The organism is Porphyrobacter sp. AAP82 (assembly GCF_000331285.1).
Taxonomy (GTDB): Bacteria; Pseudomonadota; Alphaproteobacteria; order Sphingomonadales; family Sphingomonadaceae; genus Erythrobacter.
Map to the genome: position 1 here is coordinate 87,339 of NZ_ANFX01000016.1, position 23,290 is coordinate 110,628.

General features: G+C 68.2%; 25 protein-coding genes. 10 read left to right on the forward strand and 15 right to left on the reverse strand.

The genetic code is table 11. The annotated features are described in order from the left end of the window. The first annotated feature begins 140 nt into the window (after positions 1 to 140). Complete coding sequence (locus D620_RS0105295) at positions 141 to 953, forward strand: DUF1499 domain-containing protein (protein ID WP_017664753.1); 813 nt, start codon at positions 141 to 143, stop codon at positions 951 to 953. On the opposite strand, the gene D620_RS0105300 is transcribed toward D620_RS0105295, so the two are convergent. From D620_RS0105300 to D620_RS0105315, 4 genes are read right to left on the reverse strand one after another with little or no spacing between them, the layout of a single operon-like run. Then, a complete protein-coding gene (locus D620_RS0105300; protein WP_017664754.1) occupies positions 950 to 1,555 on the reverse strand; it encodes a CDP-alcohol phosphatidyltransferase family protein in 606 nt (201 codons plus the stop codon). The genes D620_RS0105295 and D620_RS0105300 overlap by 4 nt on opposite strands. Positions 1,556 to 1,559: 4 nt before the next feature. Continuing rightward, entirely contained in the window at positions 1,560 to 2,834 is a 1,275-nt protein-coding gene (locus tag D620_RS0105305) for a NupC/NupG family nucleoside CNT transporter (RefSeq protein WP_017664755.1), read from the reverse strand. 6 nt (positions 2,835 to 2,840) lie between these two features. Then, a complete protein-coding gene (locus D620_RS0105310; RefSeq protein WP_017664756.1) occupies positions 2,841 to 4,982 on the reverse strand; it encodes an FAD-dependent oxidoreductase in 2,142 nt (713 codons plus the stop codon). 46 nt (positions 4,983 to 5,028) lie between these two features. Next, entirely contained in the window at positions 5,029 to 6,177 is a 1,149-nt protein-coding gene (locus D620_RS0105315) for an FAD-dependent oxidoreductase (RefSeq protein ID WP_017664757.1), read from the reverse strand. Positions 6,178 to 6,437: 260 nt separating this feature from the next. On the opposite strand from D620_RS0105315, the gene D620_RS0105320 reads away from it, so the two are divergent. From D620_RS0105320 to D620_RS0105330, 3 genes are read left to right on the forward strand one after another with little or no spacing between them, the layout of a single operon-like run. Continuing rightward, positions 6,438 to 8,150 (forward strand): ABC transporter transmembrane domain-containing protein, encoded by a 1,713-nt coding sequence (locus D620_RS0105320; protein WP_017664758.1) that lies wholly within the window; start codon positions 6,438 to 6,440, stop codon positions 8,148 to 8,150. Further along, on the forward strand, positions 8,147 to 9,184 hold the full coding sequence (locus tag D620_RS0105325) for an HlyD family secretion protein (RefSeq protein WP_017664759.1): 1,038 nt from the start codon (positions 8,147 to 8,149) through the stop codon (positions 9,182 to 9,184). The genes D620_RS0105320 and D620_RS0105325 overlap by 4 nt, the downstream gene beginning before the upstream one ends. Further along, positions 9,181 to 10,665 (forward strand): TolC family protein, encoded by a 1,485-nt coding sequence (locus D620_RS0105330; protein ID WP_017664760.1) that lies wholly within the window; start codon positions 9,181 to 9,183, stop codon positions 10,663 to 10,665. Before D620_RS0105325 ends, D620_RS0105330 begins: the two co-directional genes overlap by 4 nt. A gap of 19 nt (positions 10,666 to 10,684) precedes the next feature. Here D620_RS0105330 and D620_RS0105335 read toward each other — a convergent pair whose 3' ends face one another. From D620_RS0105335 to rpsU, 11 genes are all read right to left on the reverse strand, one after another. Then, positions 10,685 to 11,284 carry a hypothetical protein gene (locus D620_RS0105335; protein WP_026091972.1) on the reverse strand — a complete coding sequence of 200 codons (600 nt, stop codon included), beginning with the start codon at positions 11,282 to 11,284 and terminating at the stop codon, positions 10,685 to 10,687. Continuing rightward, positions 11,281 to 12,483 carry a M48 family metallopeptidase gene (locus D620_RS0105340; protein WP_017664762.1) on the reverse strand — a complete coding sequence of 401 codons (1,203 nt, stop codon included), beginning with the start codon at positions 12,481 to 12,483 and terminating at the stop codon, positions 11,281 to 11,283. The genes D620_RS0105335 and D620_RS0105340 overlap by 4 nt, the downstream gene beginning before the upstream one ends. Positions 12,484 to 12,553: 70 nt before the next feature. After that, positions 12,554 to 13,360 (reverse strand): hypothetical protein, encoded by an 807-nt coding sequence (locus tag D620_RS14720; RefSeq protein ID WP_017664763.1) that lies wholly within the window; start codon positions 13,358 to 13,360, stop codon positions 12,554 to 12,556. Between the two features lie 119 nt (positions 13,361 to 13,479). Then, entirely contained in the window at positions 13,480 to 13,947 is a 468-nt protein-coding gene (locus tag D620_RS0105350) for a tRNA (cytidine(34)-2'-O)-methyltransferase (protein ID WP_017664764.1), read from the reverse strand. A gap of 4 nt (positions 13,948 to 13,951) precedes the next feature. Beyond that, the gene (locus D620_RS0105355; RefSeq protein ID WP_017664765.1) at positions 13,952 to 14,644 is read right to left on the reverse strand and encodes a hypothetical protein; all 693 of its coding nucleotides are present in this window, start codon (positions 14,642 to 14,644) and stop codon (positions 13,952 to 13,954) included. 3 nt (positions 14,645 to 14,647) lie between these two features. Continuing rightward, complete coding sequence (gene gatB / locus D620_RS0105360; protein WP_017664766.1) at positions 14,648 to 16,144, reverse strand: Asp-tRNA(Asn)/Glu-tRNA(Gln) amidotransferase subunit GatB; 1,497 nt, start codon at positions 16,142 to 16,144, stop codon at positions 14,648 to 14,650. Further along, a complete protein-coding gene (locus D620_RS0105365) occupies positions 16,141 to 16,302 on the reverse strand; it encodes a glutamyl-tRNA amidotransferase (RefSeq protein ID WP_233991988.1) in 162 nt (53 codons plus the stop codon). Before D620_RS0105365 ends, gatB begins: the two co-directional genes overlap by 4 nt. Then, a complete protein-coding gene (gatA, locus tag D620_RS0105370; protein ID WP_017664768.1) occupies positions 16,296 to 17,777 on the reverse strand; it encodes an Asp-tRNA(Asn)/Glu-tRNA(Gln) amidotransferase subunit GatA in 1,482 nt (493 codons plus the stop codon). The genes D620_RS0105365 and gatA overlap by 7 nt, the downstream gene beginning before the upstream one ends. Before the next feature lie 127 nt (positions 17,778 to 17,904). Next, positions 17,905 to 18,207 (reverse strand): Asp-tRNA(Asn)/Glu-tRNA(Gln) amidotransferase subunit GatC, encoded by a 303-nt coding sequence (gene gatC / locus D620_RS0105375; protein WP_017664769.1) that lies wholly within the window; start codon positions 18,205 to 18,207, stop codon positions 17,905 to 17,907. Between the two features lie 14 nt (positions 18,208 to 18,221). Further along, complete coding sequence (locus D620_RS0105380; protein ID WP_017664770.1) at positions 18,222 to 18,848, reverse strand: FKBP-type peptidyl-prolyl cis-trans isomerase; 627 nt, start codon at positions 18,846 to 18,848, stop codon at positions 18,222 to 18,224. Between the two features lie 142 nt (positions 18,849 to 18,990). Beyond that, positions 18,991 to 19,197 (reverse strand): 30S ribosomal protein S21, encoded by a 207-nt coding sequence (gene rpsU, locus D620_RS0105385; protein WP_017664771.1) that lies wholly within the window; start codon positions 19,195 to 19,197, stop codon positions 18,991 to 18,993. 217 nt (positions 19,198 to 19,414) lie between these two features. Between rpsU and crcB the strand changes: the two genes are divergently transcribed. The 6 genes from crcB to D620_RS0105415 are packed head-to-tail and all read left to right on the forward strand — an operon-like array spanning position 19,415 to position 23,240. Further along, positions 19,415 to 19,831: a fluoride efflux transporter CrcB gene (crcB, locus tag D620_RS0105390; protein WP_017664772.1), complete on the forward strand. Its 417-nt coding sequence runs from the start codon at positions 19,415 to 19,417 to the stop codon at positions 19,829 to 19,831. Then, a complete protein-coding gene (locus D620_RS0105395; protein ID WP_017664773.1) occupies positions 19,828 to 21,042 on the forward strand; it encodes an RluA family pseudouridine synthase in 1,215 nt (404 codons plus the stop codon). Before crcB ends, D620_RS0105395 begins: the two co-directional genes overlap by 4 nt. After that, entirely contained in the window at positions 21,042 to 21,656 is a 615-nt protein-coding gene (locus D620_RS0105400) for an FMN-binding negative transcriptional regulator (protein ID WP_017664774.1), read from the forward strand. Before D620_RS0105395 ends, D620_RS0105400 begins: the two co-directional genes overlap by 1 nt. Then, positions 21,653 to 22,327, forward strand: coding sequence for an HAD-IA family hydrolase (locus D620_RS0105405; RefSeq protein WP_017664775.1), 675 nt, complete (start codon positions 21,653 to 21,655; stop codon positions 22,325 to 22,327). Before D620_RS0105400 ends, D620_RS0105405 begins: the two co-directional genes overlap by 4 nt. Continuing rightward, the gene (locus tag D620_RS0105410; RefSeq protein ID WP_017664776.1) at positions 22,324 to 22,536 is read left to right on the forward strand and encodes a hypothetical protein; all 213 of its coding nucleotides are present in this window, start codon (positions 22,324 to 22,326) and stop codon (positions 22,534 to 22,536) included. Before D620_RS0105405 ends, D620_RS0105410 begins: the two co-directional genes overlap by 4 nt. Continuing rightward, the gene (locus D620_RS0105415; RefSeq protein ID WP_017664777.1) at positions 22,533 to 23,240 is read left to right on the forward strand and encodes an ATP12 family chaperone protein; all 708 of its coding nucleotides are present in this window, start codon (positions 22,533 to 22,535) and stop codon (positions 23,238 to 23,240) included. Before D620_RS0105410 ends, D620_RS0105415 begins: the two co-directional genes overlap by 4 nt. Positions 23,241 to 23,290: the final 50 nt, after the last annotated feature.

A 23,290-nucleotide genomic window follows, 5' to 3' on the forward strand; every position in this document is an offset into this window, starting at 1 on the left:
CGCATAGCCATAACGCATGACGATCGCAGGCGGTTCCGGCGGGCCGTGCGGCAGGCTGCATTGCGGGCGATCCGCACCGCCCTTGAGGGCAGCCGTGCCGGGCATTGCCATGCGCGCGCGGCCCGCTATGCTCGCGGCCCATGACCCGTTTGCCCAGATCGACCAAGCTCACCCTCGCCCTTCTCGTGATCGTGCCCGTGTGGTTCGTGATCGCAGCGCTCGGCACCCGTTTCGGGGTGTGGGACTGGAAGTTCGGGCTGATGACGCTGACGCTGACGGCAGGGCTGATCCTGCTGGTCGTGCTGGGCCTTGCGGCGCTGGTCGCGCTGGTGCTGGCAATCCGCAGCAAGCCGCGCCGGCTGGTCCCGCTGGCAGTGGCGGGCGCGGGCCTCGTGGCGGTGGGCGCTGCGGCGGTGTTTGTCGGAACGGTCGGCGGCAAGGGCGCAGAAAACCCGATCCACGACATCGCCACCGATACCGCCAACCCGCCGGTCTTCTCGGCCGAGACGCTGGCCGAGCGCGCGGCGGCCAAGGCCAATCCGGTGAGCGATTACCAGACCCCGCTCGGCGAGCTTGAACCTTACAAGGCGCGCGCTTCCAAGGAGCTTGCGGTCAAGTCCTACGCGCAGATCATCACCGCCAGGTCCGATCGCCCCGCCCCGCTGCCGCTGGGCGGCGCGACCCGCGAACAGGGCGTGGCGGCGGTGGCTGCGGCGATGGAGGCGATGGGGCTTCAGGACATCCGCCAGGATGCCGCCGCGGGCACGGTCGAAGGCGTGGCGCAGAGCTTCTGGTTCGGGTTCAAGGACGATGTCGTCGCCCGGGTCGGCGAGGCGCAGATCGACTTCCGCTCGGTCAGCCGCGTGGGCGTGAGCGATCTGGGCGCCAACACCGCGCGCATCAACGACCTGCGCGCCCGCACCGAGACGCTGCTGGGGACAGCGGCGCGTTAATTCCGGAACGCACCCGCGGCCATCGCGCTCCTCTGGAACACGGTGAGGACGCAGAGTCCCGCATAGCCATAGGCGATGGCGGCGAACCCTGCCGGCCACAGGCACATGGCGATGAATACGGCGATGGTCTCGCCCCCCTCGGCCAAGCCCGTCGAATAGAAAAAGCTCTTCTTGCCGTGCGCCTCGGTCGTCGCACCGCGCGTGGCCGCGATCACCGCGAAGGCGAGGAAGCTGACCCCGGTGAGCACGAAGCTGGCGACCAGCACCAGCGCCGGCAGCGTGTTGGCGGGGGCAAGGATGCCGAAGCCGAGCGGTATGCTCACGTAGAACGCGAAGTCGGCAACAATATCGAAATAGCCGCCGAGGTCGGAAGGCCCCCGAGCGCGCGCCACCGCCCCGTCGAGCCCGTCAAGGAGGCGGTTGGCGCAGATCAGCGCGAGGCCCCAGCCGATGTGCCCAAGGGCGATGGCGGCCGCCCCGCCGAGGCCCACGGCAAGGCCGGCAAAGGTCAGCGCATTGGCGGTGATCCCCGCGCCCGACAGCACGCGTCCGACGGCGTTCAATGGCGGGTCGATCAGCGGGCGGAGTCTGGCGTCGAGCATCCCCTCACCCCCACGTCACCAGCCCGATCCACGCGCCCGTCAAGGCGCTGGCGATATTGCCCGCAAGCCAGCTCTTCATCCCCAGCCCCGCCGCCTCGGCACGGCGTTCGGGGGCAAGCGTGCCGATGGTCGTGACCAAGAGGCCGACGCTCGCGAGGTTGGCAACGCCGCACAGCGCATAGGTGACGATCAGGCTCGCCCTCGCGCCCAAGGTTCCGGCAGGCAGCGCGGCAAGTTCGAGATAGGCGACATATTCGTTGAGCACCGCCTTGGTGCCCATCAGGCCGCCCGCCGCCTGCGCCTCGTCCCAGGGGACGCCGATCAGCCACATCAGCGGCGCGGCGGCCCAGCCGAGCAGGCGCTTCAGGGTCAGCGGCGCGCCCTCGATGGCGGGGAGCGCTGCGAGCATCCCGTCGACCAGCGCGACGAGCGCGAAGACCGTGATGATCACTGCGATGACGCTGAGGAACAGCTGGAGCCCGTCTGCCGTGCCGCGCATGATCGCATCGATACTGCTCTCGTACCGCAGGCCCGGGTCGGCGGCATCGACGTCGGTCGCGGCATCATCGGGGCCGGGCGGGACGATCAGGCGCGCGGCGAGCAGGGCTGCCGGGATCGAGACCAGCGAGGCGGCGATCATGTGACCCACCGCATCGGGCACGACATTGCGCAAGGTCGTCGCATAGAGCACCAGCAGCGCGCCGCTGATCGTCGCCATCGCCAGCACCATCAGCTGGAACAGCTCGGACCGGCTGACCCGGGCGAAATAGGCGCGGGTGACGAGCGGCGTCTCGACCACGCCGAGGAACAGCGCCGCGCCGCCTGCCAGACCCACCGGCCCCGACACCCCCAAGGAACGGCGCAGCAGGAAGCCGAGGCCGTTGACCATCCAGCGCAGCACCCCCCAGTGCCACAGCAGAGCGGAGAGCGCGGAAAAGACGATCACCAGCGGCAGGATCTGGAAGGCGATGACAAGCGGCGGCTGCGCGCCCGGCTTCAGCGCGAAGGGCAGTTCCGCCCCGCCGAGATAGCCGAACATGTAAGCCGATCCCTTGAGCGTCGCCGCCTCGACCGCGCTCACGGCATTGTTGACGAGGCCGACCGCCGCCCACACGATCGGCACGCGCACGATCACGACCGCGAGCAGGCCCTGCATCAAGAGCGCACCCAGCATCCAGCGCCAGCCGGGCAGTGCCTTGCGGTTCTCGCTGAAAGCCCAGGCGATCCCGATCAGCACCGCGATGCCGATGATCCCGCGCAACTGGTCGAACAGTTCCACCCCGCCCTAGCCCCGCATCCAGGCGTGATAGCGCTCGACCCACGCAAGCAGGCCTTCGGGCTTGTGCGCCTTTTTCCAGTTGCCGGCGGCAAACTTGTTGGCCTCCACCATCGTCGGATAGGCGTGGATCGTGCCGAGGATCTTGTTCAATCCGATCCCGTGCTTCATCGCCAGCACATATTCGGCGAGGAGCTCGCCCGCGCCCGCACCCACGATCGTCGCGCCCAGCACCGTGTCCTTGCCGCCCGCCGGGGTCAGCACTTTCACAAAGCCCTTCGTCTCGCTCTCGGCAATCGCGCGGTCGAGATCGTCGAGATCGTAGCGGGTGACCTCCACCGCGATCCCCTGTTCGGCCGCCTCGCGCTCGTTCAATCCGACGCGGGCGACCTCGGGGTCGAGGAAGGTGACGGCGGGGATGACGCGGTAATCGGCCTTGAACTTGCGGAAGGTCCCGAACAGCGCGTTCACGCTCGCATACCACGCCTGGTGGCTGGCGGTATGGGTGAACTGGTAGGGCCCGGCAACATCGCCAGCGGCGAAGATATTGGGGAATTTGGTGGCGAGGAATTCATCGGTGACGACGGTTTTCGCCACGTTCACGCCGATTTCCTCGAGCCCGAAGCCGGTCAGCCGCGCCTTGCGGCCGATGGCGACGATAAGCGCATCGAAGGGCACTTCGACTTCCGCGCCCTGCGCCTCGGCGACAAGCGAGCGCCCTTCGATCCGCACCGCCTTGTGGCCGACAAGCACCCGCACCCCCGATTCCTCGAGCGAAGCGCGGGCGAGCGCGGAGACGTCATCGTCCTCGCGCGCCAGCACCCGTTCGCCGCGCTCGATCTGGGTGACCTCGCAGCCCAATCGCGCGAAGGCCTGCGAAAGCTCGCACCCGATCGGGCCGCCGCCCAGCACCGCGATCCGGCGCGGGGCTTCGTCCAGCGCGGCGAAGGTGGTCCACACGGTTTCGCTGGTGACGTAGCCGCTGTCCTCGATGCCGGGAATGTCGGGCACCACCGGCTCGGCCCCGCTGGCGATGATGATCGAGCGGGTGGTGAGACGCTGGGTGCCGCCATCATTGCGCGCGATCTCGACCGTCCAGGGGTCGAGGATTGTCGCGTAACCCTTGACCACATCGACGCCCAGCCCGGTGTAGCGCTCGACAGAATCATGCGGCTCGATGGTCTTGATGGTTTCGAGCACCCGCGCCATCACCGCCTTGAACGGCACCTGCGGTTCCTGCGCCGACAGGCCATACCTGTCCGCATGGCGCATCTGTCTGGCGACCTTGGCGCTCTTGATGATCGCCTTCGACGGTACGCAGCCGGTGTTGAGGCAATCGCCGCCCATTTCATGCGCCTCGACCAGCGTGACCTTGGCCCTGACCGTCGCCGCGATCAGCGCCGAAACCAGCCCCGCCGACCCCGCGCCGATCACCACCAGATTGCGGTCGAATTTGCGGGGACGCTTGAACCCTGCGTAAACCTTCCGGCGCTGGAGCGCGCCGATGATGCCCTTGGTGATCCACGGGACGATGCCGAGCAGGACGAAACTGCCCAGCACCGCCGGCGAGGCGATCCCCGACAGGCTGTCGATCCGCGCCAGCTGCGTGCCCGCGTTCACATAGACCACCGTGCCCAGCAGCATGCCGAGCTGGCTTACCCACATGAAGGTCAGGGTGCGAATGCGGGTCAGGCCCATCACGAGGTTGACGATGAAGAACGGGAAGACCGGGATCATCCGCAAGCTGAACAGATAGAACGCCCCGTCGCGCTCGAGCCCGGCGTTGATCGCCTTCAGCCGCTCGCCGAAGCGCGCCTCGATCGTGTCGCGCAGCACGTAGCGCGAGGACAGGAAGGCGAGCGTCGCGCCGAGCGTCGAGGCGAAGGAGACGATCACCGTGCCCTCCACCACCCCGAACAGCGCGCCCGCCGCCAGCGTCATGATCGCAGCGCCCGGCAGCGATGCCCCGGTGACCGCGACATAGGCAAGGAAGAACCCCGCGATCACCGCAATCGCGTTGTCCTGCTGGAAGGCAGCGATATCGGCCGACAGCGCCTTGATCCCCGCCAGCGTCAGATATTGCCCCAGCCCGAAGGCGAAATAGGCAGCGACCAGCGCGGCCAGCACGGCGATGATGGCGAGTTTCTTCACGAGACGATCCCCTTTGCGGCCCGGTTCGCTCCCGGGCCTCGTGCCGTTACGCCTTGACTGCAAGCGCCGCGTATCTCGCGATCCATGCTTTGTCGATCCGGTGCTTGAGCGCAAGCACCCATCGTCCCTCGGCGCTGATCGGGCCGTAGCTGAGGATCGCCGAGCCGTCGCCGGTGTTCATCAGGTAGAGGCTGCGGGGGCGCGGGCGGTAGGCGGCGCGCGGGCTCTTGCCGGCACTCATGGCGCGCAGGTTGGCGGCGAGCACCGGCCCGGCGAACACCGCATGGACCCCCGCATGGGCGAGCGGCCGGTCGGTGCGCGCGGCGACGTCGCCCGCGGCAAGGATATGCGGGTGCGAGACCGAACGCTGGTGCGCATCGACCGCGAGGAAGCCCGCCGCATCGCAGGCGATCCCGCTCGCGCGCACCCAGCCAGGCGCAGCACTACCGGTCGCGGCGATGACCATGTCGGCGGGTTCGAGCGACGCGCCGCCTGCCGTCAGCGCCCCGCCCGCAAAGCGCGCGTCGCCCGCGATCACCGCGATTCCCTGCCGGGCCAGCGCGCGCGCCGCGCGCTCCTGCACGCCTTGCGCAAAGCCGGGGAGCAGGCCTGCTTTTCCGGTCGCCAGCGTCACCTTGGGGCGCGGCGATGCGCCCGCGAGGTTGCGAAGCCCGAAGGCGAGCTCCACGCCCCCCGCCCCGCCGCCCGCCACGACGATGCGCGACAGGTCCCGCCCGCAGGCGCGCAAAGCCGCGAGGCTCTCCACGAAAGCACCGATGGGCCGCACCTCGATGAGGCGCGGGTCGTCACCGACGAGCGTCCTGCCTTGCCCCTCCCCGCCGGTATCGAAGCTGGCGATGGTGAAGGCGATCTCGCGCCCGCCCGCGGTGGTCACCACGCGGCGCTCGGGATCGAGCGCGGCGCAGCGGCCCGGCACCAGCTCCACCCCCGCGCGCGCGGCCAGCGCTGCCAGATCGACCAGCCCGTCGGCCTCACCGTGCTGCCCCGCCAGCCAGCCCGGCACCATGCCCGAATAGCGCAAGGCCGGCTCGGGTGTGAGCAGCACGGCGCGGCCGCGGCCCGGCACTCCGCGCGAGGTCCAGTCGGCCAGCACCGCAACATGGGCATGCCCGCCGCCCACCAGCACGATATCGGCGCTGCTGCGCGCATTATGTGCAAGCAAAGCCGCCATCATCCGTGCTTCATTGCAAGCGGTTCATCTGCCCGCAAGCTTTGGGCGCTATCGGAGCGCGATACTTTATTACCTCTCATTATCTGCCAAACCTCGTATCCTCGCGAATTTGCACATTTTGTCGCCCACGGAACCGCCGCGCCTCTGGACCATTGTTCGCTTGCGGCGCGGGGCGGTTGCAATAGAGGCAAGCTTCGTCGGCAGCGCTTCAGCCCCTGGGCAGCAGATCGCTTGGACACGGGTTTCGCAACGGAAAGGCTGACATGGCAGGGGAAGGCCAAAGTTACGGCTCGAAAATCAGTCTCGCCAAGTTCTTCAGGATCTTCTTCGACATCCTGAAGCCCGAGGCCAGTTTCTACTGGCTCGCCGCCGTCTACGGCATCGGCATCAGCCTGCTTTCGCTGGCCACGCCGATTTCGGTGCAGATGCTGATCAACACCATCGCCAACACCGCATTGACCGCGCCGCTGGTGGTGCTCTCGCTCACGCTGTTCGGCCTGCTGACGATCTCGGTGCTGCTCTACGCCTTGCGCGTCCACCTGATGGAGATCTTCGCCCGCCGCTTCCACGCGCGCATGGTGGCCGAGATCGCGCTGATTTCGGTCTATGCCCAGAACCCGTTTTTCGGCGACGCGAAGAAGGGCTCGCTGTTCAACCGCTATTTCGACGTCGTCTATGTCCAGACCGCGATCCCGATCCTGATGATCGGCGGCTTCACCACCCTGCTCCAGATCGCGGTGGGGTTTGTGCTGGTCAGCCTCTACCACCCCTATTTCCTCGGCTTCACGCTGGTGATGATCGCCATGATCTGGGCGGTGTGGCTGATCTGGGGCGCGCGGGCGCTGCGCACCGGGGTCGACGTGAGCCACGCCAAGCACGCCACCGCCGCCTGGCTGGAGACAATCGGCGGTTCCAACGGCTTCTTCAAGTCGCAGCGCCGCATCGATTACGCGCTCGACAAGACCGACGATTTCACCCGCGTCTACATCAACGAGCGGCGCCGCCACTTCCGCCATCTCTTCGCGCAGACCCTCGCTTTCCTGCTGATGTATGCCGCCGCAAGCGCCGCGCTGCTCGGGCTTGGCGGGTGGCTGGTGATCCAGAACGAGCTGACCCTCGGCCAGCTGGTCGCGGCCGAGCTGGTGCTGTCGGCCGCCTTTGCCGGGGTCTCGCAGCTCGGCAGCTATCTGGGCTATTTCTACGATCTCTTCGCGGCCGTGGAAGAAATCTCGCAGTTCTACGATGTCGAGCAGGAACAGCCCAAGGGCGCCGATCCCTTCGACGGGCCCGATCACACGCTGGTGATGAAGGGCGTCATGGGCCGCGCGCGCAACGAGGACGTGCGGTTCGATCTCGAAATTCCGGCCGGCACGATCATTATGGCCGCAGCCAGCCAGGACGGGGTGCAGCGATTGTTCACCAATCTGCTCAAGATGCACGCCCTGCCGCAAGGGGGCATCGCCACGCTGGGCGGGATCGACATGAAGGCGATCGAGGCGCACCATCTGCGCAAGAACATCCACGTGCTCGAACGGCCGAGCACGGTCGAGATGACGATCCGCGAATATCTTGCCCTGTCCTGCCCCGACACCGCGCCGCAGCGGATGCTCGGCGCGCTCGAGACGGTGGGGCTGGCGGGCACTGTCACGGCGCTCGAAAAGGGGCTCGATACCCCGCTCGCGGCGACCGGCTATCCGCTCTCGGCGGTGGAACTCCAGCAGCTCAAGCTCGCCAACGCGCTGCTTGAACGCCCGCGCATCCTGGTGCTGAGCCGCCTGTTCGACCTGCTCGATCCCGAACCCATCGAACGCGCCGTCGCCGAGCTGCGCGCACAGGCCTATACGACCGTGATCTACTTCTCGAACCGCCGCATCGACCTGGGCTTCGACCGCTTCCTCTATCTCGAGGCGCAGCGGCAGCGCTCCTTCGCCAGCTTCGAGGAATTCACCGCGGCGATTGCCGAAGGGGGGGCATGACCATGGCCACGCTCAAGGAAGACATGGCGCACTTCACCACCTTGGCATCGATCAGGGTGCCGCGGGTGATGCGGGTGATCTTCTACATGATCCTCGCCGCGATCATCATCGCGGTCGCGTTCCTCGTCTATGTCCCGTGGGTGCAGACCACCTCGGGCAGCGGCGTGGTGACGACGCTCAGCCCCAACGAGCGCAAGCAGGACATCAACGCGCTGGTGCCGGGCCGGATCGAGGAATGGTATGTGCGCGACGGTTCCTCGGTGAAGAAGGGCGATCCGATCGTCCGCATCGCCGATATCGACCCCCAGCTGATCGAACGCCTCCAGGCCGAACGCGCGCAGATCGAACTGCAACTCGAAGCCGCCAAATCCGCGCTCGCCACCGCGCGGCTTGACGAGCGCCGCAGCCGCGAGCTGTTCGAGGCCGGGCTTGCCGCAAGGCGCGATTTCGAGGCCGCACAGATCCGCATCGCCGAGCGCGAAGGCCAGGTCGCCGCCGCTACGGCCGCGCTGAACCGCGCCGACGTGAACCTCTCGCGCCAGTCCGAACAGATCGTGCGCGCCCCGCGTGACGGCTTCATCCAGAGCCTCAACGCTGGCGATGCGGCGACTTTCATCAAGGCGGGCGACGTGCTTGCGACCTTCGTGCCCGACGGCGCGGGGCGGGTGATCGAGATCTTCATCGACGGGCGCGATGTCGCGCTGGTGCGGCCGGGCGATCAGGCGCGCATCCAGTTCGAAGGCTGGCCTGCGGTGCAGTTCTCCGGCTGGCCCTCGGTGGCGGTCGGCACCTTCGGGGGCCGCGTGATCGCGGTCGACCGTTCGGCGCAGATCGACGGGCGGTTCCGGGTGCTGATCGCCGAGGAAAAGCTCGACGGCTATGGCTGGCCCGAGGAACGCTACGTCCGCTTCGGCGCGGCGGTGCAGGCCTTTGTGCTGCTCGAGACGGTTCCGGTGGGCTACGAAATCTGGCGCCAGCTCAACAACTTCCCGCCGCAGCTGCCGGCACCCGAAAGCACCGGGACGGCGAAGTGAGACGCAGCCGACGGCCCCGCCTGCTGCTGCCCGGCGCGGCGCTGGCGCTGCTGTGTGCCGCGCCTGTCCCGGGAATCGCGCAGGATATCGTCCCCAATCCCGAACCGATGGAAACCGCGCTCAAGGCAGGGCCGCTGACGCCCGAGGACGTGCTGCGATCCTCGGCGCTCACCTTCCCCGCGATCCTCGAAGCCTTCGAGCGCGAGGCCGCCGCGCGCGCCGACCAATTGGGGGCCGACGGCGCCTTCGACCTGATGCTCAAGGGCGAATATTACGACCGCCTCACCGGCTTCTATTCGGGCGGCTACGGCAAGGTCGAGGCGCGCCAGCCGCTCAGGCCCTATGGCGCCGAGGTGTTCGGCTCCTACCGCGTCTCCAATGGCACCTTTCCGACTTACGAGAACTACAACTACACCAACAACCTCGGCGAGGTGAAGGTCGGCGCGCTGTTCTCGCTGCTCAGGAACCGCGACATCGACAGCCGCCGCTTCGCGATCGAGGACACGCGCCTCGCGGCCTCGCAGGCCCGGCTCGATGTCATGCTGGTGCAGCTCAACGTCCAGCACGAGGCGCTGCGTGCCTATTGGCGCTGGGTTGCGGCGGGCGAGGAAATCCGCGTCTTCGAGGAACTGCTTGAAATCGCCGAAGCGCGCCAGATCGGCCTGACCCGCGAGGTGAACGAAGGCGCGCGCGCGCGGATCGCCCTCACCGAAAACGAACAGAACCTGCTGCGGCGCCGCACGCTGCTGGAACAGGCCCGCCGCGATTTTCTCACCGCGTCCAATTCATTGGGCTTCTACCTGCGCGGCGAGAGCGGCGAGATGATCGTGCCGACCCGCGAGATGCTGCCCGAACTGGCGCGGATGCGCGCGGTGCCCCGCCCCGAGGCGCTCGCCGCGACGCCGGTGAGCGCGGTGATCGCAAGCCGGCCCGAACTGCAAACCTTCAGGATCGCGCTCGAACGCGCCACCAACAGGCTCGCGCTGCGGCAGAATGACCTTCAACCTTCGCTCAACGCCTCGGTCGAACTGTCGCGCGATTTCGGCCAGATCGGGCCCGGGGGGCCGGGCTTCGATTCGACCGACACCGTGGTCGGCCTCACCTTCTCGGTCCCGCTCCAGCGCCGCACCGCGCAAGGCGCGGTCCAGCGCGCCGAGGCCGAACTGCGCGAGACCGAGCTGCGCCAGCGCCGCATCACCGACCAGCTCACCACCGATGTCGCCAATATCCTCGCCGGCCTTGGCGCGGCGATCAAGCTCGCCGATCTGGCCGATGCCGAGGTCAAGCAGGCCAACGCCATGGTCGCCGCCGAGCGCACCCGCTTCCGGCTGGGGGCGGGCGAGTTCTTCCTGGTCAATGCGCGCGAGGAAACCGCCGCCAACGCCCGCATCAGCGCGATCCGCGCGCAGCTGGCCGGGCGCCTCGCCGAAGCGAGCTACAATGCGGCGACGATGAACCTCAAGGCGCTGGGGCTGGATTAGCCCCGGCGCTGCGAAAGGGTCAGAACGTCACGCTCGCCATGATCTTCTCGACTTCGGCCTGGTCGCGCTCGAAGAAGTGGGTGGCGGGCGCGAGGAAGTGGATCAGGTAGAGCTGCCCCTTCACCATCGTCCCGATCCCCACCCCGCGGCGCTTCAGCGGGCTGCCCTCGACCGAATATTCGAAGGTGAACTTGACCGCGTCCTGCCCGCCCATCTTGGCCGGCTCCACCGCGGTCATCTGGAACACCGAGGTGTTGAGCACCAGCCGGGTCGAGCTTTCGTAGAACTCCGGGATCTCGGTCAGATCCATCTTGGCCGACAGCTTGGGGAGCGGGCGCTCCTTCTTCTGGGTGTCCTTGTAGAGCGTCATCCCGGCGGGCAGGCCGGTGACGAAATAGAGCTCGTTGAGGTTGGTGCCGTCACGCGTCCAGACCTCGCCCTGCTTGACCGGGCGGACGCTCCAGCGGTTCCACTTTTCCGACGCGGTGACCTTCATCGCGCTCTTGCCGACCGCGACGGGCGCACCCGGTTCGACAAGCTTCCACCCGGCAATGACCGGGGCGGCGGGCAGCGCGACAAGCGCCGCGGCAAGGGCAAGGACGGACAGCCTCTTCATCATTGTACTCCTGCTAGGATGCTCACCATGGCGCGATCGGGGGCGTTCGGGACGCGGCCCAGATATTCGAGAAAATCGGCGCGGGATTCATCGGTCCGGCCTGCCTTGCGCAGTGCATAGCCGCGGCCGCGCCAAAGCTCGGGCAGATCGCCGCCGCGCGCGATGGTGTCGGTGTAGAAACCGATCGCGGCCTCCGCATCGCCTGGCGCGCCGCGGCGGCGGTGGAATTCGGCGCGGGCAAAGCCGGTCCACGCGGTCCAGCCGTTGATTTTGTCGATCGAATCGATGAGGAACATGCTGCCGCCGTCGTCATTGAGCTTCAGCTGGTCGTCGAGGAACTGCGGCCACCATGCCGCCAGCCGCGCGCGGTAGCGTTCCAGACCGCTTTCGGCGGCCGGGCTGATCGTCTGCCCGGCGATCGCGCGGCGCAGATAATCGATCCGCGCCTGGCTCGGCGGGTGGGTGGCGAACATCCCGGCCTTGGCCTTGCGCTTGTCCTTGTCGCGCCCGCGCGCCACCAGCGTCGCATCGCGCTCGTCGAGCATCTGCTCCCAGATCAGCGGGACCTGCGCCGGGTCATAGCCTGCATCGATGACGAGCTTGAGGCCATCGCGGTCAGCCTCCTCCTCCATCTCGCGCGAGAAGGCGTAGAGGGATTCGATCAGTCCGATCGACAGCAGCAGACCCACCCCGGTGAAGGACAGGAAGGCCGCCGCGCTGCTCTTTTCCTTGGCCTCTCGGAACAGCTGGAGGCTGTGGCGGCGCTTGAAATGGGCGAATTCATGGCCGAGCACCGCGGCCAGCTGCGCCTCGTTCTGGGCGCGCAGCAACAGGCCCGACCACACCGTCATCGCCCCGTTGGGCGCCATGGTCGCGTTGAAATAGGGCGAGCGCAGGACATAGAGCCGGATGTTGGCGCATTCGGGGCCGACCGTGCGGCACAGCACCTCGCGCAGATAGGCGTTCAATTCGGGATCGCGGATCACCTGCTTGGAGATGCGCAGCGAACGCTCGGCCTCTTCCATCTGGTGCCACAACCCGCGCTCCAGATCGTCGGAGGGCTGGTAGGGGCCCTCGAACGTCCCTTCGACCGCGGGCGTCACCCCAGCAGGCGCGGGGGCCGGCGCGGCGTCCTGCCCGGCCAGCGGGCTCGCCGCGCTCAACGCCAGCAGGGGCAGAGTGGAAAGGAGAAGGCTGCGCATCGCTGCATGTCCGCGGCGGCACCTGCCTCGGCAGGCCGCCGCCATCGGCCGGGGCCCGGGGCCCGCGGCCTCAGCCCGGCGCCTTGGGCAGCACCACGCCGGGGCGCAGCGGAAAGCCGTCCATCAGCTGGCCGACGCGCTTTTCCGCCCCGTCCGCCTCGCGCGGGTCGCCGCCCATCGCAAGGTCGGTGTTGAACCACACCACATCGCCGCTCGAAAGCTCGACCAGACCCGCATAGCCGACATGGATGCCCGAAGGCACGATCACGCAGACCCCGATCAGGCAGCCGAGCATCCCCGCCGCCTGCGCCGCCTTGCGCCCGCTGTCGCCATAGGCATCGTTGGTGAAGACGAACATCGCATAGTCCGCCCCGGTCGCCTCGCGCAGCTTGGCCGCGCCCGCACCGAGCGTCCAGTCGAGCTGGTTGACCTTCTTCGGGCGCGATCCGGGCACCTTGGGATCGCTCACCAGCTTCTGCTTGGTGGCGAGGCTGTCACCGATCGTGACGTGGGTGAAAATCGCGCCCGACACCGCTTCGAACAGCGCACGGTATTCGGTCAGCACCTCGGCGTTCTCGCCCTCGAGCTCGTCGACGAACTGGAGCTGGGCATTCATCAGCGCCGCGCGTTCGACCAGTTCGGCCTTGATGTTGGTGCGCGCGGTCTCGGTCCAGTCGGCATTGGGCTCGATGATGCCGCCCGCCTTCTGCGAGCCGACGCTGACATCGGGGCGGAAGACGACGATCTTCATGCTGCCGTCAGCGGGGAAGACGAAGCCTTCGTGGGTGGTATCCCCGGCCATGGCCGGTGCCGAAAAGGCAAGCAGGCTCGCCCCCGCAAGAGCCGCCAGGCCCGCACGCACACTCTTCACAATCATTGATTCCGCCCCCGATCTGGTAGTCAGGTATGAAATATCACATGATCTTGGCGCCGCAATGGCTTTCTGGGATCACAAGGCCATTTCGCCGGGGCGAGGCGAGCGCGCCACAGTCCGGGTCAGATTTTCCCGCGCAGGGCCTGATAGGCGGCCGCCGCGACGGTGTTGGCAAGGTTCAATGAGCGGATCACGCCCGAACGCATCGGCAGCTTGAACAGGCGATTGGGGTGCCGGTCGATGATCGGCTTGGGGATGCCCTTGGTCTCCTGCCCGAAGACGAGGAAGGCATCGTCGGGATAGTCGGGCTCGTAGAAACTGCGCGCGCCGAATTCCTCGAACAGGAACAATTGGTCCGCGCGCGGCGTGCGGGCGGCGAGGAAGGCGTCCCAGCTCGCATATTCCGTCAGGCGCACATGCGGCCAGTAATCGAGGCCCGAGCGCTTGACCCGCTTGTCGTCGATGGTGAAGCCCAAGGGGTGGATCAGGATCAGCTCCATGCCCAGCGCCACACAGGTCCGCCCCACCGCGCCGGTGTTGCCGGGGATCTCGGGCTGGACGAGGACGATGGCGAGTTTGGGGGCGGTCATGGCCTCACACCACCTCGATCCGCGTGTGCCGTTCGATCCGGTGCGCATCGACCAGCCGCGCGCCGTTCGCCTCGGGCATGGCCGAGTGCGCGAGGATTTCGGCATAGCGCCGCCACAGGTCCTCGGTCCGGCTGCGTGCGCTGATCGCATCCTTGCGCGGCACGTTCTTGCTGGCGATGGCATCGACCAGCGACCACACCGTCTCCCACCGTCCCGTATAGCCGCCGCGGTCGAACATGCTGAGCATGCCGGCGCCGAACAGGGTGAGGCAGCCAGCGGCGAAATCGACCTGCCACCACATCAGCGGCGCGCCGATCACCCCGACGAGCACCATCGCGCAGCCCAGCCAGCCGACCTCGTCATCGGGCATGGCGAGCCCCGACTCGCGCGCGAGCCGTTTCCTGAGCCGTTTGGGCGAGAGGCGCGCAAGGCCCTTGAGCCGCGTCGAAGGGGTGATGGCCGTGCCCGGGCTCAACCGCTCGAAATTGCCGCGCAACCGGAAGAACAGCATCGCGGCATCGCACCGGACGCCCGTCTCGCTGCCCGCGCGGCGATACATCACCTCCTCGAACAGGTCCTCGGCGGTGTAGAAGACATCGAACCCGTGAAGCGAGGTCACCCCGAAGCTGCGCCCGATGAGATCGAGTGTGACCCCGGTGAATTCGTCCCGCTCGATCCGGATCGCGCCCTGAGCCAAGCCCTACCCCAGCTTGCCCTTCAGGAGCTGGTTCACCAGCTGCGGATTGGCCTTGCCCTGCATCGCCTTCATCGTCTGGCCGACGAAGAAGCCGAACAGCGCTTCCTTGCCGGCGCGGTATTGTTCGACCTTGTCGGCATTGGCGGCGATGATCGCGTCGACCGCAGCCTCGATGGCGCCGGTGTCGGAGACCTGCTTCAGCCCCTCGGCCTCCGCGATTTCAGCGGGATCGCGGCCGGTCTTGAGGACGATTTCAAAAATCTCCTTGGCCTGCCCGCCGCTGATCTCGGCCTTGTCGGCCATCGCGAGGATGCTTGCCTGCGCAGCTGCCGTGGCGTTGGCCGGGTCGCCCTCGTCCCCGAGCGCCTTCAACACCCCCGGCGCGACCGAGAGCGACCAGTTGGCGACCTGCGTGGCGACGTCCGCATCGCCCTTGCCGGTGGCTTTGGCGGTTTCGGACAGCAGCGTCTCGAACCGCGCGAAGGTTTCCACCTCGGCAGTCAGCTCGCGCGCGTTGTAGGGGGTGAGACCCAGCACCTCGACATAGCGCTTACGCTTGGCGTCGGGCAATTCGGGCAAGCTCGCGCGGCATTCGGCGAGGAAGTCGTCCTCCAGCACCAGCGGCAGCAGGTCCGGATCGGGGAAGTAGCGGTAATCATGCGCGTCTTCCTTCGAACGCATGGTGCGCGTGGTGCCGGTGCCCGGGTCGAACAGGCGGGTCTCCTGCACGATCTTCCCGCCGCTTTCGAGCACATCGACCTGGCGCATCGCTTCATGCTCGATCGCCTGCATGACGAAGCGCACGGAGTTCACATTCTTGGTCTCGGTGCGGGTGCCGAAGGGCTCGCCCGCCTTGCGCACGCTGACATTGACATCGGCGCGCATCGAGCCTTCTTCCATGTTGCCGTCGCAGCTTCCGACATAGCGCAGGATCGCGCGCAGCTTCCTCAAGTAAGCCCCGGCTTCGGCGGGCGAGCGCATATCCGGGCGGCTGACGATCTCCATCAGCGCCACGCCCGAGCGGTTCAAGTCGACATAGGACATGGTCGGGTGCTGATCGTGCATCAGCTTGCCAGCGTCCTGCTCGACATGGATGCGCTCGATGCCGATGACCTTGTCCTCGGCGATCCCCGCCTTCTCGTCCGCCTCGATCAGCAGCGAGCCTTCGCCGACGATGGGATGGTAGAGCTGGCTGATCTGGTAGCCCTGCGGGAGGTCGGCGTAGAAGTAGTTCTTGCGGTCGAACCGGCTCCACGCGTTGATCTGCGCCTCGATCGCCATCCCGGTGCGCACCGCCTGGCGGATGCACTCGCGGTTCGGCACGGGCAGCATCCCCGGCATCGCGGCATCGACGAGGCTCACCTGCGCATTGGGCTCCGCCCCGAAGGCGGTCGCCGCGCCGCTGAACAGCTTGGCGTTGGAGGTGACCTGCGCGTGGACTTCAAGGCCGATCACGACCTCCCACTCGCCGGTGGTGCCCTGGATGCGGTAGTTGCTCATTTCCTGTCCTCGTCCTCAATCACCTGTCCATCCGGCCCGAAGCGCATTTCGCCGTGATCGACGTGCTTTCTCACCCAATTGGCGACCATGAAGGTCAGCGGCACCGCCAGGATGATGCCGATCCCGGCGATCACGAGCGGCGTGTCGGCGATCACCACCACTTCTCCGGCTTGGCGGTGAAGCCTGCGCGCTGCTGGATGGCGAGGCCCGCATTGAGCACCCCCTGCTCGTCGAAGGGTTTGCCGACCAGCTGGAGGCCCAATGGCAACCCGTCGGCGTTGATCGTTGCAGGGACGCTCATCGCCGGGAGCCCTGCGAGGCTGGCGGGGACCGCGAAGACGTCGTTCAGATACATCGTCAGCGGGTCTTCGTTCATCGAGCCCAAGGGGAAGCTCGCGGTCGGCGTGGTGGGGGCGAGGATCACGTCGCACTGCTCGAAGGCCAGCGCGAAGTCGCGGGCGACCAGCGCGCGGACCTTCTGGGCCTGGGTGTAATAGGCATCGTAGAAGCCGGCCGAGAGCACATAGGTGCCGATCAGGATGCGGCGCTTGACCTCGTCGCCGAAGCCGGCGGCGCGGGTGGCGGCATACATGTCCTGAAGGCCGACGCCCTCGGGCAGATCGCGCAGGCCATAGCGCACCCCGTCATAGCGCGCGAGGTTCGACGACGCTTCGGCGGGGGCGACGATGTAATAGGCGGGCAGCGCATATTTGGTGTGGGGCAGCGAGACATCGACGATCTCCGCGCCCGCGTCCCTGAGCCACGCCTTGCCCTGCTCCCACGATTCGAGGATCGCCTGATCGGTGCCCTCCATCCGGTATTCGCGCGGGATGCCGACCTTCTTGCCCCTGAGGTCGGAGTTCAGCGCCGCTTCCCAATCGGGCACGTCCATCTGGAGACTGGTCGCATCCTTGGGATCGAACCCCGCCATCGCGCCGAGCATGATCGCGCAATCTTCGACCGAGCGGGCCATGGGGCCGGCCTGATCCAGGCTCGAAGCGAAGGCGACGATGCCCCAGCGCGAGCAGCGGCCATAGGTCGGCTTGATCCCGCAGATGCCGGTGAAAGCGGCAGGCTGGCGGATGGAGCCGCCGGTGTCGGTGCCGGTCGCAGCCGGCGCGATGCGCGCGGCGACGGCGGCGGACGAACCGCCCGAGGAGCCGCCCGGCGACATGGCGGCGTTGCTCCCGGCCTTTTTCCACGGCGAGGTGACGTTGCCGAAAAAGCTCGTCTCGTTCGACGAGCCCATCGCGAACTGGTCAAGGTTGAGCTTGCCCAGCATCCCCGCGCCCGCGTCCCACAGCTTTTGGCTGACGGTGCTTTCATAGCGCGGCGTGAAGCCTTCAAGGATGTGGCTCGCGGCGGTGGTCTGGACGCCGTTCGTGGCGAACAGATCCTTCATGCCGATCGGCACGCCCGCCATGCGGCCCAGCGCCTCGCCCGCCGCGCGCGCGGCGTCCACCTTGTCGGCAGCGGCGAGCGCGTGGTCGGGGGTGGTGACGATGAAGGCGTTGAGGTGTGCTGCCTCGGCCACGGCGGCATTGAAGCTTGTCGCCACTTCGCGCGCAGTGAAATCGCCCTTGGCGACACCATCGCGGATGTCCTTGACGCCGAGAGAGGTAAGGTCGGTCATTCTGTCTCCCCTCCCGCTGGCGGGTGCGGCCGGGGGTGGGCCTGTCCGCATGCGGGGGTCTGGTTGTTCGTGCCCGCCCCGCCCCGCTCCCCGCCAAGGGGAGAATGGCAGGCGGACCAATCCGAAATCACTCGATCACCTTGGGCACGCCGAAAAAGCCGTGCTCGGCCGCCGGCGCATTGGCGAGCACGTCCTCGCGCTTGCCGCCGCCGGTCAGCGGGTCGGCATCGACCACGTCCTCGCGCAGGCGCAGGGTGTTGGGGATCACCGCCGCCATCGGCTCGACCCCTGCGGTGTCCACCTCGCCGAGCTGCTCGACCCACTGGAGGATGCCGTTCAGTTCCGGCACCATCCGCTCAAGCGCGGCATCATCCATGCGGATGCGCGCGAGGCTGGCGATCTTGGCGACGGTTGCCTTGTCGACCGACATGCTTGCGTCCGCCCTTACTGGCCCGGAGCGCCCTGCGGAGCGCCGCCCGCCGGTGCCTCGTCCGCCGGTGCCCCACCCCCCGGTGCCCCGCCCGCGCCGCCGCCTGCGCCCATCTGCGCCTGCATCTGCTGCTGGAGGATCTGGAAGTTACGCTCCACCGCGGCGCGGGTCATGATGCCGGTCACCTCGATGTCGAATTCGAGATCGGCATTGGCCGGGATCGACGAGCCCTGCGGCGGGGTTGCCCCATAGCCGAGTTCGGCGGGGATGAAGATCGTGTACTTGCCGCCCTTCTGGACGTTCTTGAGGCCCTGGTAGAAGCCGGGGATGATCTGGCCTTCCTGGAACAGCAGCGGGGTGCCTTCGGGGAACAGACCCTGCACCGGGAAGGGGCTTTCCTGCGCGTCCTGGAAGACCGAGCCATCGGCGGCGAGCTTGCCGGTGTACTTGACGAAGATCACCTCGCCATCCTTGGGATTGGGGCCGGTGCCGGCCTGCACCACATCGACGCTCAGCCCGCGCGGGATCGCGGCCCACGCGAGCCCTGCCCCCACCAGCACGGCGAGGATCACCCCGATCCACAGCTTGGTCAGCGAGCCCTTGGCAACGGGCTGAATCGGAACGCGGGTAATCTCGGTCATGGTCTTGTCCTGTTGGACCGCGGGCAAATCGGCGCGGCGTTATGACGACAAAAGGGCGCGGGTTTCAAACCGCGCCCTGATGGCTGATCGGAAAGGGTGTTTCAAGCGGCTTCCTTTGCCGGAGGCGCGCCTGGCGACGGGATTACTTGCTCCCGTCGCGCTCCATCCGCTTGCGCTCCATCTTGCGGGCGCGGCGCACGGCGGCCGCCTTTTCGCGGGCGCGCTTTTCCGAAGGCTTCTCGTAGTGGCGACGCAGCTTCATTTCGCGATAAACGCCCTCGCGCTGCAACTTCTTCTTGAGCGCGCGCAGGGCCTGATCGACATTGTTATCGCGAACCATGATTTGCATAAACGACGATTACCTCATGTCCAAACGCCAGAGCCTTGCACGATTCTGCGCAAGGGTACGCGGTGAATTTCCAATGAAATACGGGCGATTCCCGAGGGGAGCCGCCCTTCAAACCGCGCCCCCCTAGTCCAAGCCGGGCAAAATGGCAAGTCGCCACAGCGCCTGGTGCCGGGAAGCCTGCCTAGCCACGACGCGCGAGCCTCGCTATGGCCGCGCCATGGACGCTGTGATCTCTCCCCTGAAGGCAAGCCTTTATGTCGCCGCCGGCGGCGCGGCCGGTTCGGTGCTGCGCTATCATGCGGGCCGCTGGGCGGGCATGCTGGCGGGCGAGGGCAATGCCTTCCCGTGGGGCACGCTCGCGGTCAACATCACGGGCAGCCTCGCGATGGGCGCGCTGGTCGGCTGGTATGCGCTGCGCGCGCCGGGCGAAGCGGCGGCCGAGACCACGCGCCTGCTGCTGGGCGTCGGCCTGCTCGGCGGTTTCACCACGTTCAGCGCCTTCTCGTCCGAGCTGGTGACGATGCTCCACCGCGGACAGGCCGGGCTCGCATTCGGCTATGCCGCCGCCTCGCTCATTGCCGGGATGGCGGCGGTGATCGTCGGCCTTGTCGCCATGCAGGGAGGCCCGCGATGAGCGAGGTGCCCGCTGCTTCCGACAACGTCCGCCAGTTCACCGTCGGCGAGGATGACGACGGCATCCGCCTCGACCGCTGGTTCAAGCGCAACCTGCCGCAGGTCGGCTTTGCGACCGTCTCGCGCTGGGCGAGGACCGGCCAGATCCGCGTCGACGGCAAGCGCGCCAAGCCGGAGGATCGGCTGAGCGCCGGGCAGGTGCTGCGCGTTCCCCCCGGCGGCGACGAACCCGCGCGCGAGGCCCCGAGGCCCCGCGCCCGCGCGCTCGGCCCCGAACAGATCGCCGAGGCAAGGGACATGGTGATCCGCGAGACGCCCACCGCAATCGTCCTCAACAAGCCCCCCGGCCTTGCCACGCAGGGGGGAAGCAAGACGACCAAGCACGTCGACGGCCTGCTCGATGCTTTCGTCCAAGGCAATGCGCCCCGCCCGCGCCTCGTCCACCGGCTCGACAAGGACACCTCGGGCGTGCTGCTGATCGCCCGCACGCCGGGGAGCGCGGCGAGTTTCTCCAAAAGATTTGTGAGCCGGAGCGCGCGAAAGGTCTATTGGGCGCTGGTGGTCGGCAAGCCCGACCTCGCCGAGGGCGTGATCGACGCGCCCCTCGCCAAGCAGCCGGGCACGGGCGGCGAGAAGATGCATATCGACGAGGAGAACGGCGCGGCCGCCAAGACCCGCTACCGCGTGGTCGACAGTGCCGGACAGCGCGCCGCGTGGGTCGAGCTGGAGCCGCTGACCGGGCGCACCCACCAGCTGCGCGTCCACATGGCGGCGATCGGCCACCCGATCGTGGGCGATGGCAAGTATGGCGGGCAAGATGCCTTCCTGACCGGCGCGGTGAGCCGCAAGATGCACCTCCACGCCCGCCGCCTGATCATCACCGAGCCCAAGGCGGGCGAGGGATCTGGCGGCAAGCTCGACGTCACCGCCGAACTGCCCCCGCACTTTGCCGCGAGCATGGAGGTGCTGGGCTTCGACCCGGCGATGTCGGATGCCTCCCCCTTGCGCGAGGATGTGCCCGAGAAGACCGCCGAAGAGAAGAAGCAGGCCGCGCGCCGCCACTTCAAGCAGGCCCGCAAGGAAGAGCGCGCCCCCCGCCGCGCGCGCGGGGCGGCCAAGGCGGGAGCCAAGCCCAAAGCGAAGGGCAAGGGCAAGCCCGGGTCCGGGGGCAAGCCGCCCGCCAGAGGAGCAGGCCGCAAGCCGACCCGCTGATGCATCCCGACCCGCTCTACCGCACAAAGGATCGCGCGCTTTGCGAGAGCCTGATCGACGAGGTCGGCTTCGGCATGGTCTTCGCCGCCACGCCCGACGGGCTGCGGGCGGCGCACACGCCGGTGCTGTCGACAGGCGATGGCCCTGAGAAGCCTTGGGCCGTGCAGTTCCACCTGGCGCGCGGCAATGCCCTCGCCCGCCATCTCGACGGCAGCCCCGCGCTGGTCGTGGTCAACGGCCCCGACGCCTATGTCAGCCCTCGCTGGTATGCGAACCGCGACACGGTGCCGACGTGGGACTATGTCGCGCTCGAGCTCGAGGGCCGGGTGCGGCGGATGGATGACGCGGGGCTCGAGGCCTTCCTTCACACCGCGATCCTCAAGCACGAAGGGCGGCTGGAGGGCGCGCCGTGGCTGGCGGAGGAGACCTCCGGCAAGACGTGGTCCGGGCTGCTGCGCGGCATTACCGGCTTCGAGCTCGAGGTGCTGGCGTGGCGGCCGACCCTCAAGCTCTCCCAGAACAAGACGCCCGAGGAGCGCGCGGCAATCGCGCTCGGTCTCAAGACCGCGGGCCATGCCGCGCTCGCGCACCTCGTGCGGGAGCTGCCCGAATGACCCGGCTCCCCATGCGCTTGGCCGTGTTCGACTGCGACGGCACGCTGGTCGATGGCCAGGCCGATGTGTGCTGGGCGATGGAGCGCGCCTTCACCCGCGCCGGCCTTGCCGCGCCCGACCCGCATGCGGTGCGCCGCATCGTCGGCCTGAGCCTGCCGGCCGCGGTCCGCAGCCTTGCCCCTGCGCTCAGCGAGGCGGACAACCGTGCGGTCACCGAGTTCTACCGCTCCAGCTACCGCGCGCGGCGCGAGGAAGGGCTGCTCGACGAGCCGCTGTTCGAGGGCATCGCCGCGCTGCTCCACAGCCTCCACGCGGGCGGATGGAGCCTTGCGGTCGCCACCGGCAAGTCCGACCGCGGGCTGGCCGCCTGCCTGGCGAGCCACGGGATCACCCACCTGTTCACCTCGCTCCAGACCGCCGACCGCCACCCCTCCAAGCCCCACCCGGCGATGCTTGAGGCCGCGCTGTTCGAGGCCGGCGCGCTGCCGTCGGAGGCGGTGATGATCGGCGACACCAGCTTCGACATGCTGATGGCGCGCAGCATCGGGGTCGCCGCGATCGGGGTCGGCTGGGGCTACCACGAGGCCCCCGAACTGCTCGCCAGCGGCGCTGCCTGCGTGGTGGAGAGCGCCCCGGACCTCGCCGCCGCGCTTGAGGAGGCGCTGCCATGACCGACACCCGCGCCCGCAACGGCTTCATCATCATCACCGCCGTCCGCTTCCTCTCTATCGCCCTCATCATGCTCGGCTTTGCGATCGTGCGCGGGGTGATCGACCTGCCGTGGGAGGTGGGCGCTGCCTTCGCCGTGTTCGGCTTCCTCGAGTTTGTCTTCCTCCCCCGCTTCATCGCCCGGCGCTTCCGGGACGACCGCCGCCGATGATCCGCCGCTTCTACACAGCCGTCACCCTCTCCGAGCGCCCGGAGGGCTGGCAGGTCATGCTGGACACCCGCGGCGTCAGGACCGTCGGCGGCGCCCCCCAACTGCTCCCCACCCGCGCGCTCGGCGAAGCCCTTGCCGCCGAGTGGCGCGGACAGGGCGAGACCATTGACCCGGCCAGCCTGCCCTTGCGCGACATGGCCGACTACGCCATCGACATCGTCGCGGCCGACCCGCCGGGCCTAGCCGAGGGCCTCGTCGGCTATGCCGAGACCGACACCCTGTGCTACCGCGCCGACCCGGACGAACCGCTCCACGCCCACCAGCTGGCGGTGTGGGAGCCGCTGCTTGCCGGTTTCGAGGCCGCCCACGGCGTCACCTTCACCCGGGTCAGCGGCGTGCTCCACCGCCCGCAGCCGCCTGCCACCCTCGCGACCTTGCGCGCGCGGCTGCTCACCCTCACCCCCTTCCAGCTTGCCGGGCTCGAGGCGATGACCAGGCTCGCCGCCTCGCTCACCATCGGACTGTGCGCGCTGGATGCGGCCCACGCGGACGAGCCGCTCGCCCTGTGGCAGGCTGCCTGCCTCGAGGAGGCGTGGCAGGCCGAGCTGTGGGGCCGCGACGCCGAGGCCGAGGAGCCCCGCCAACGCCGCGAGGCCGATTTCCTGCGCGCCGCCGCCTTCGCCCGGCTGGCCGGCACCGCATAGGCACCCGCGCCGCCCGTGTAGGAGACAATGAGACACTGTCCAGAGACAGA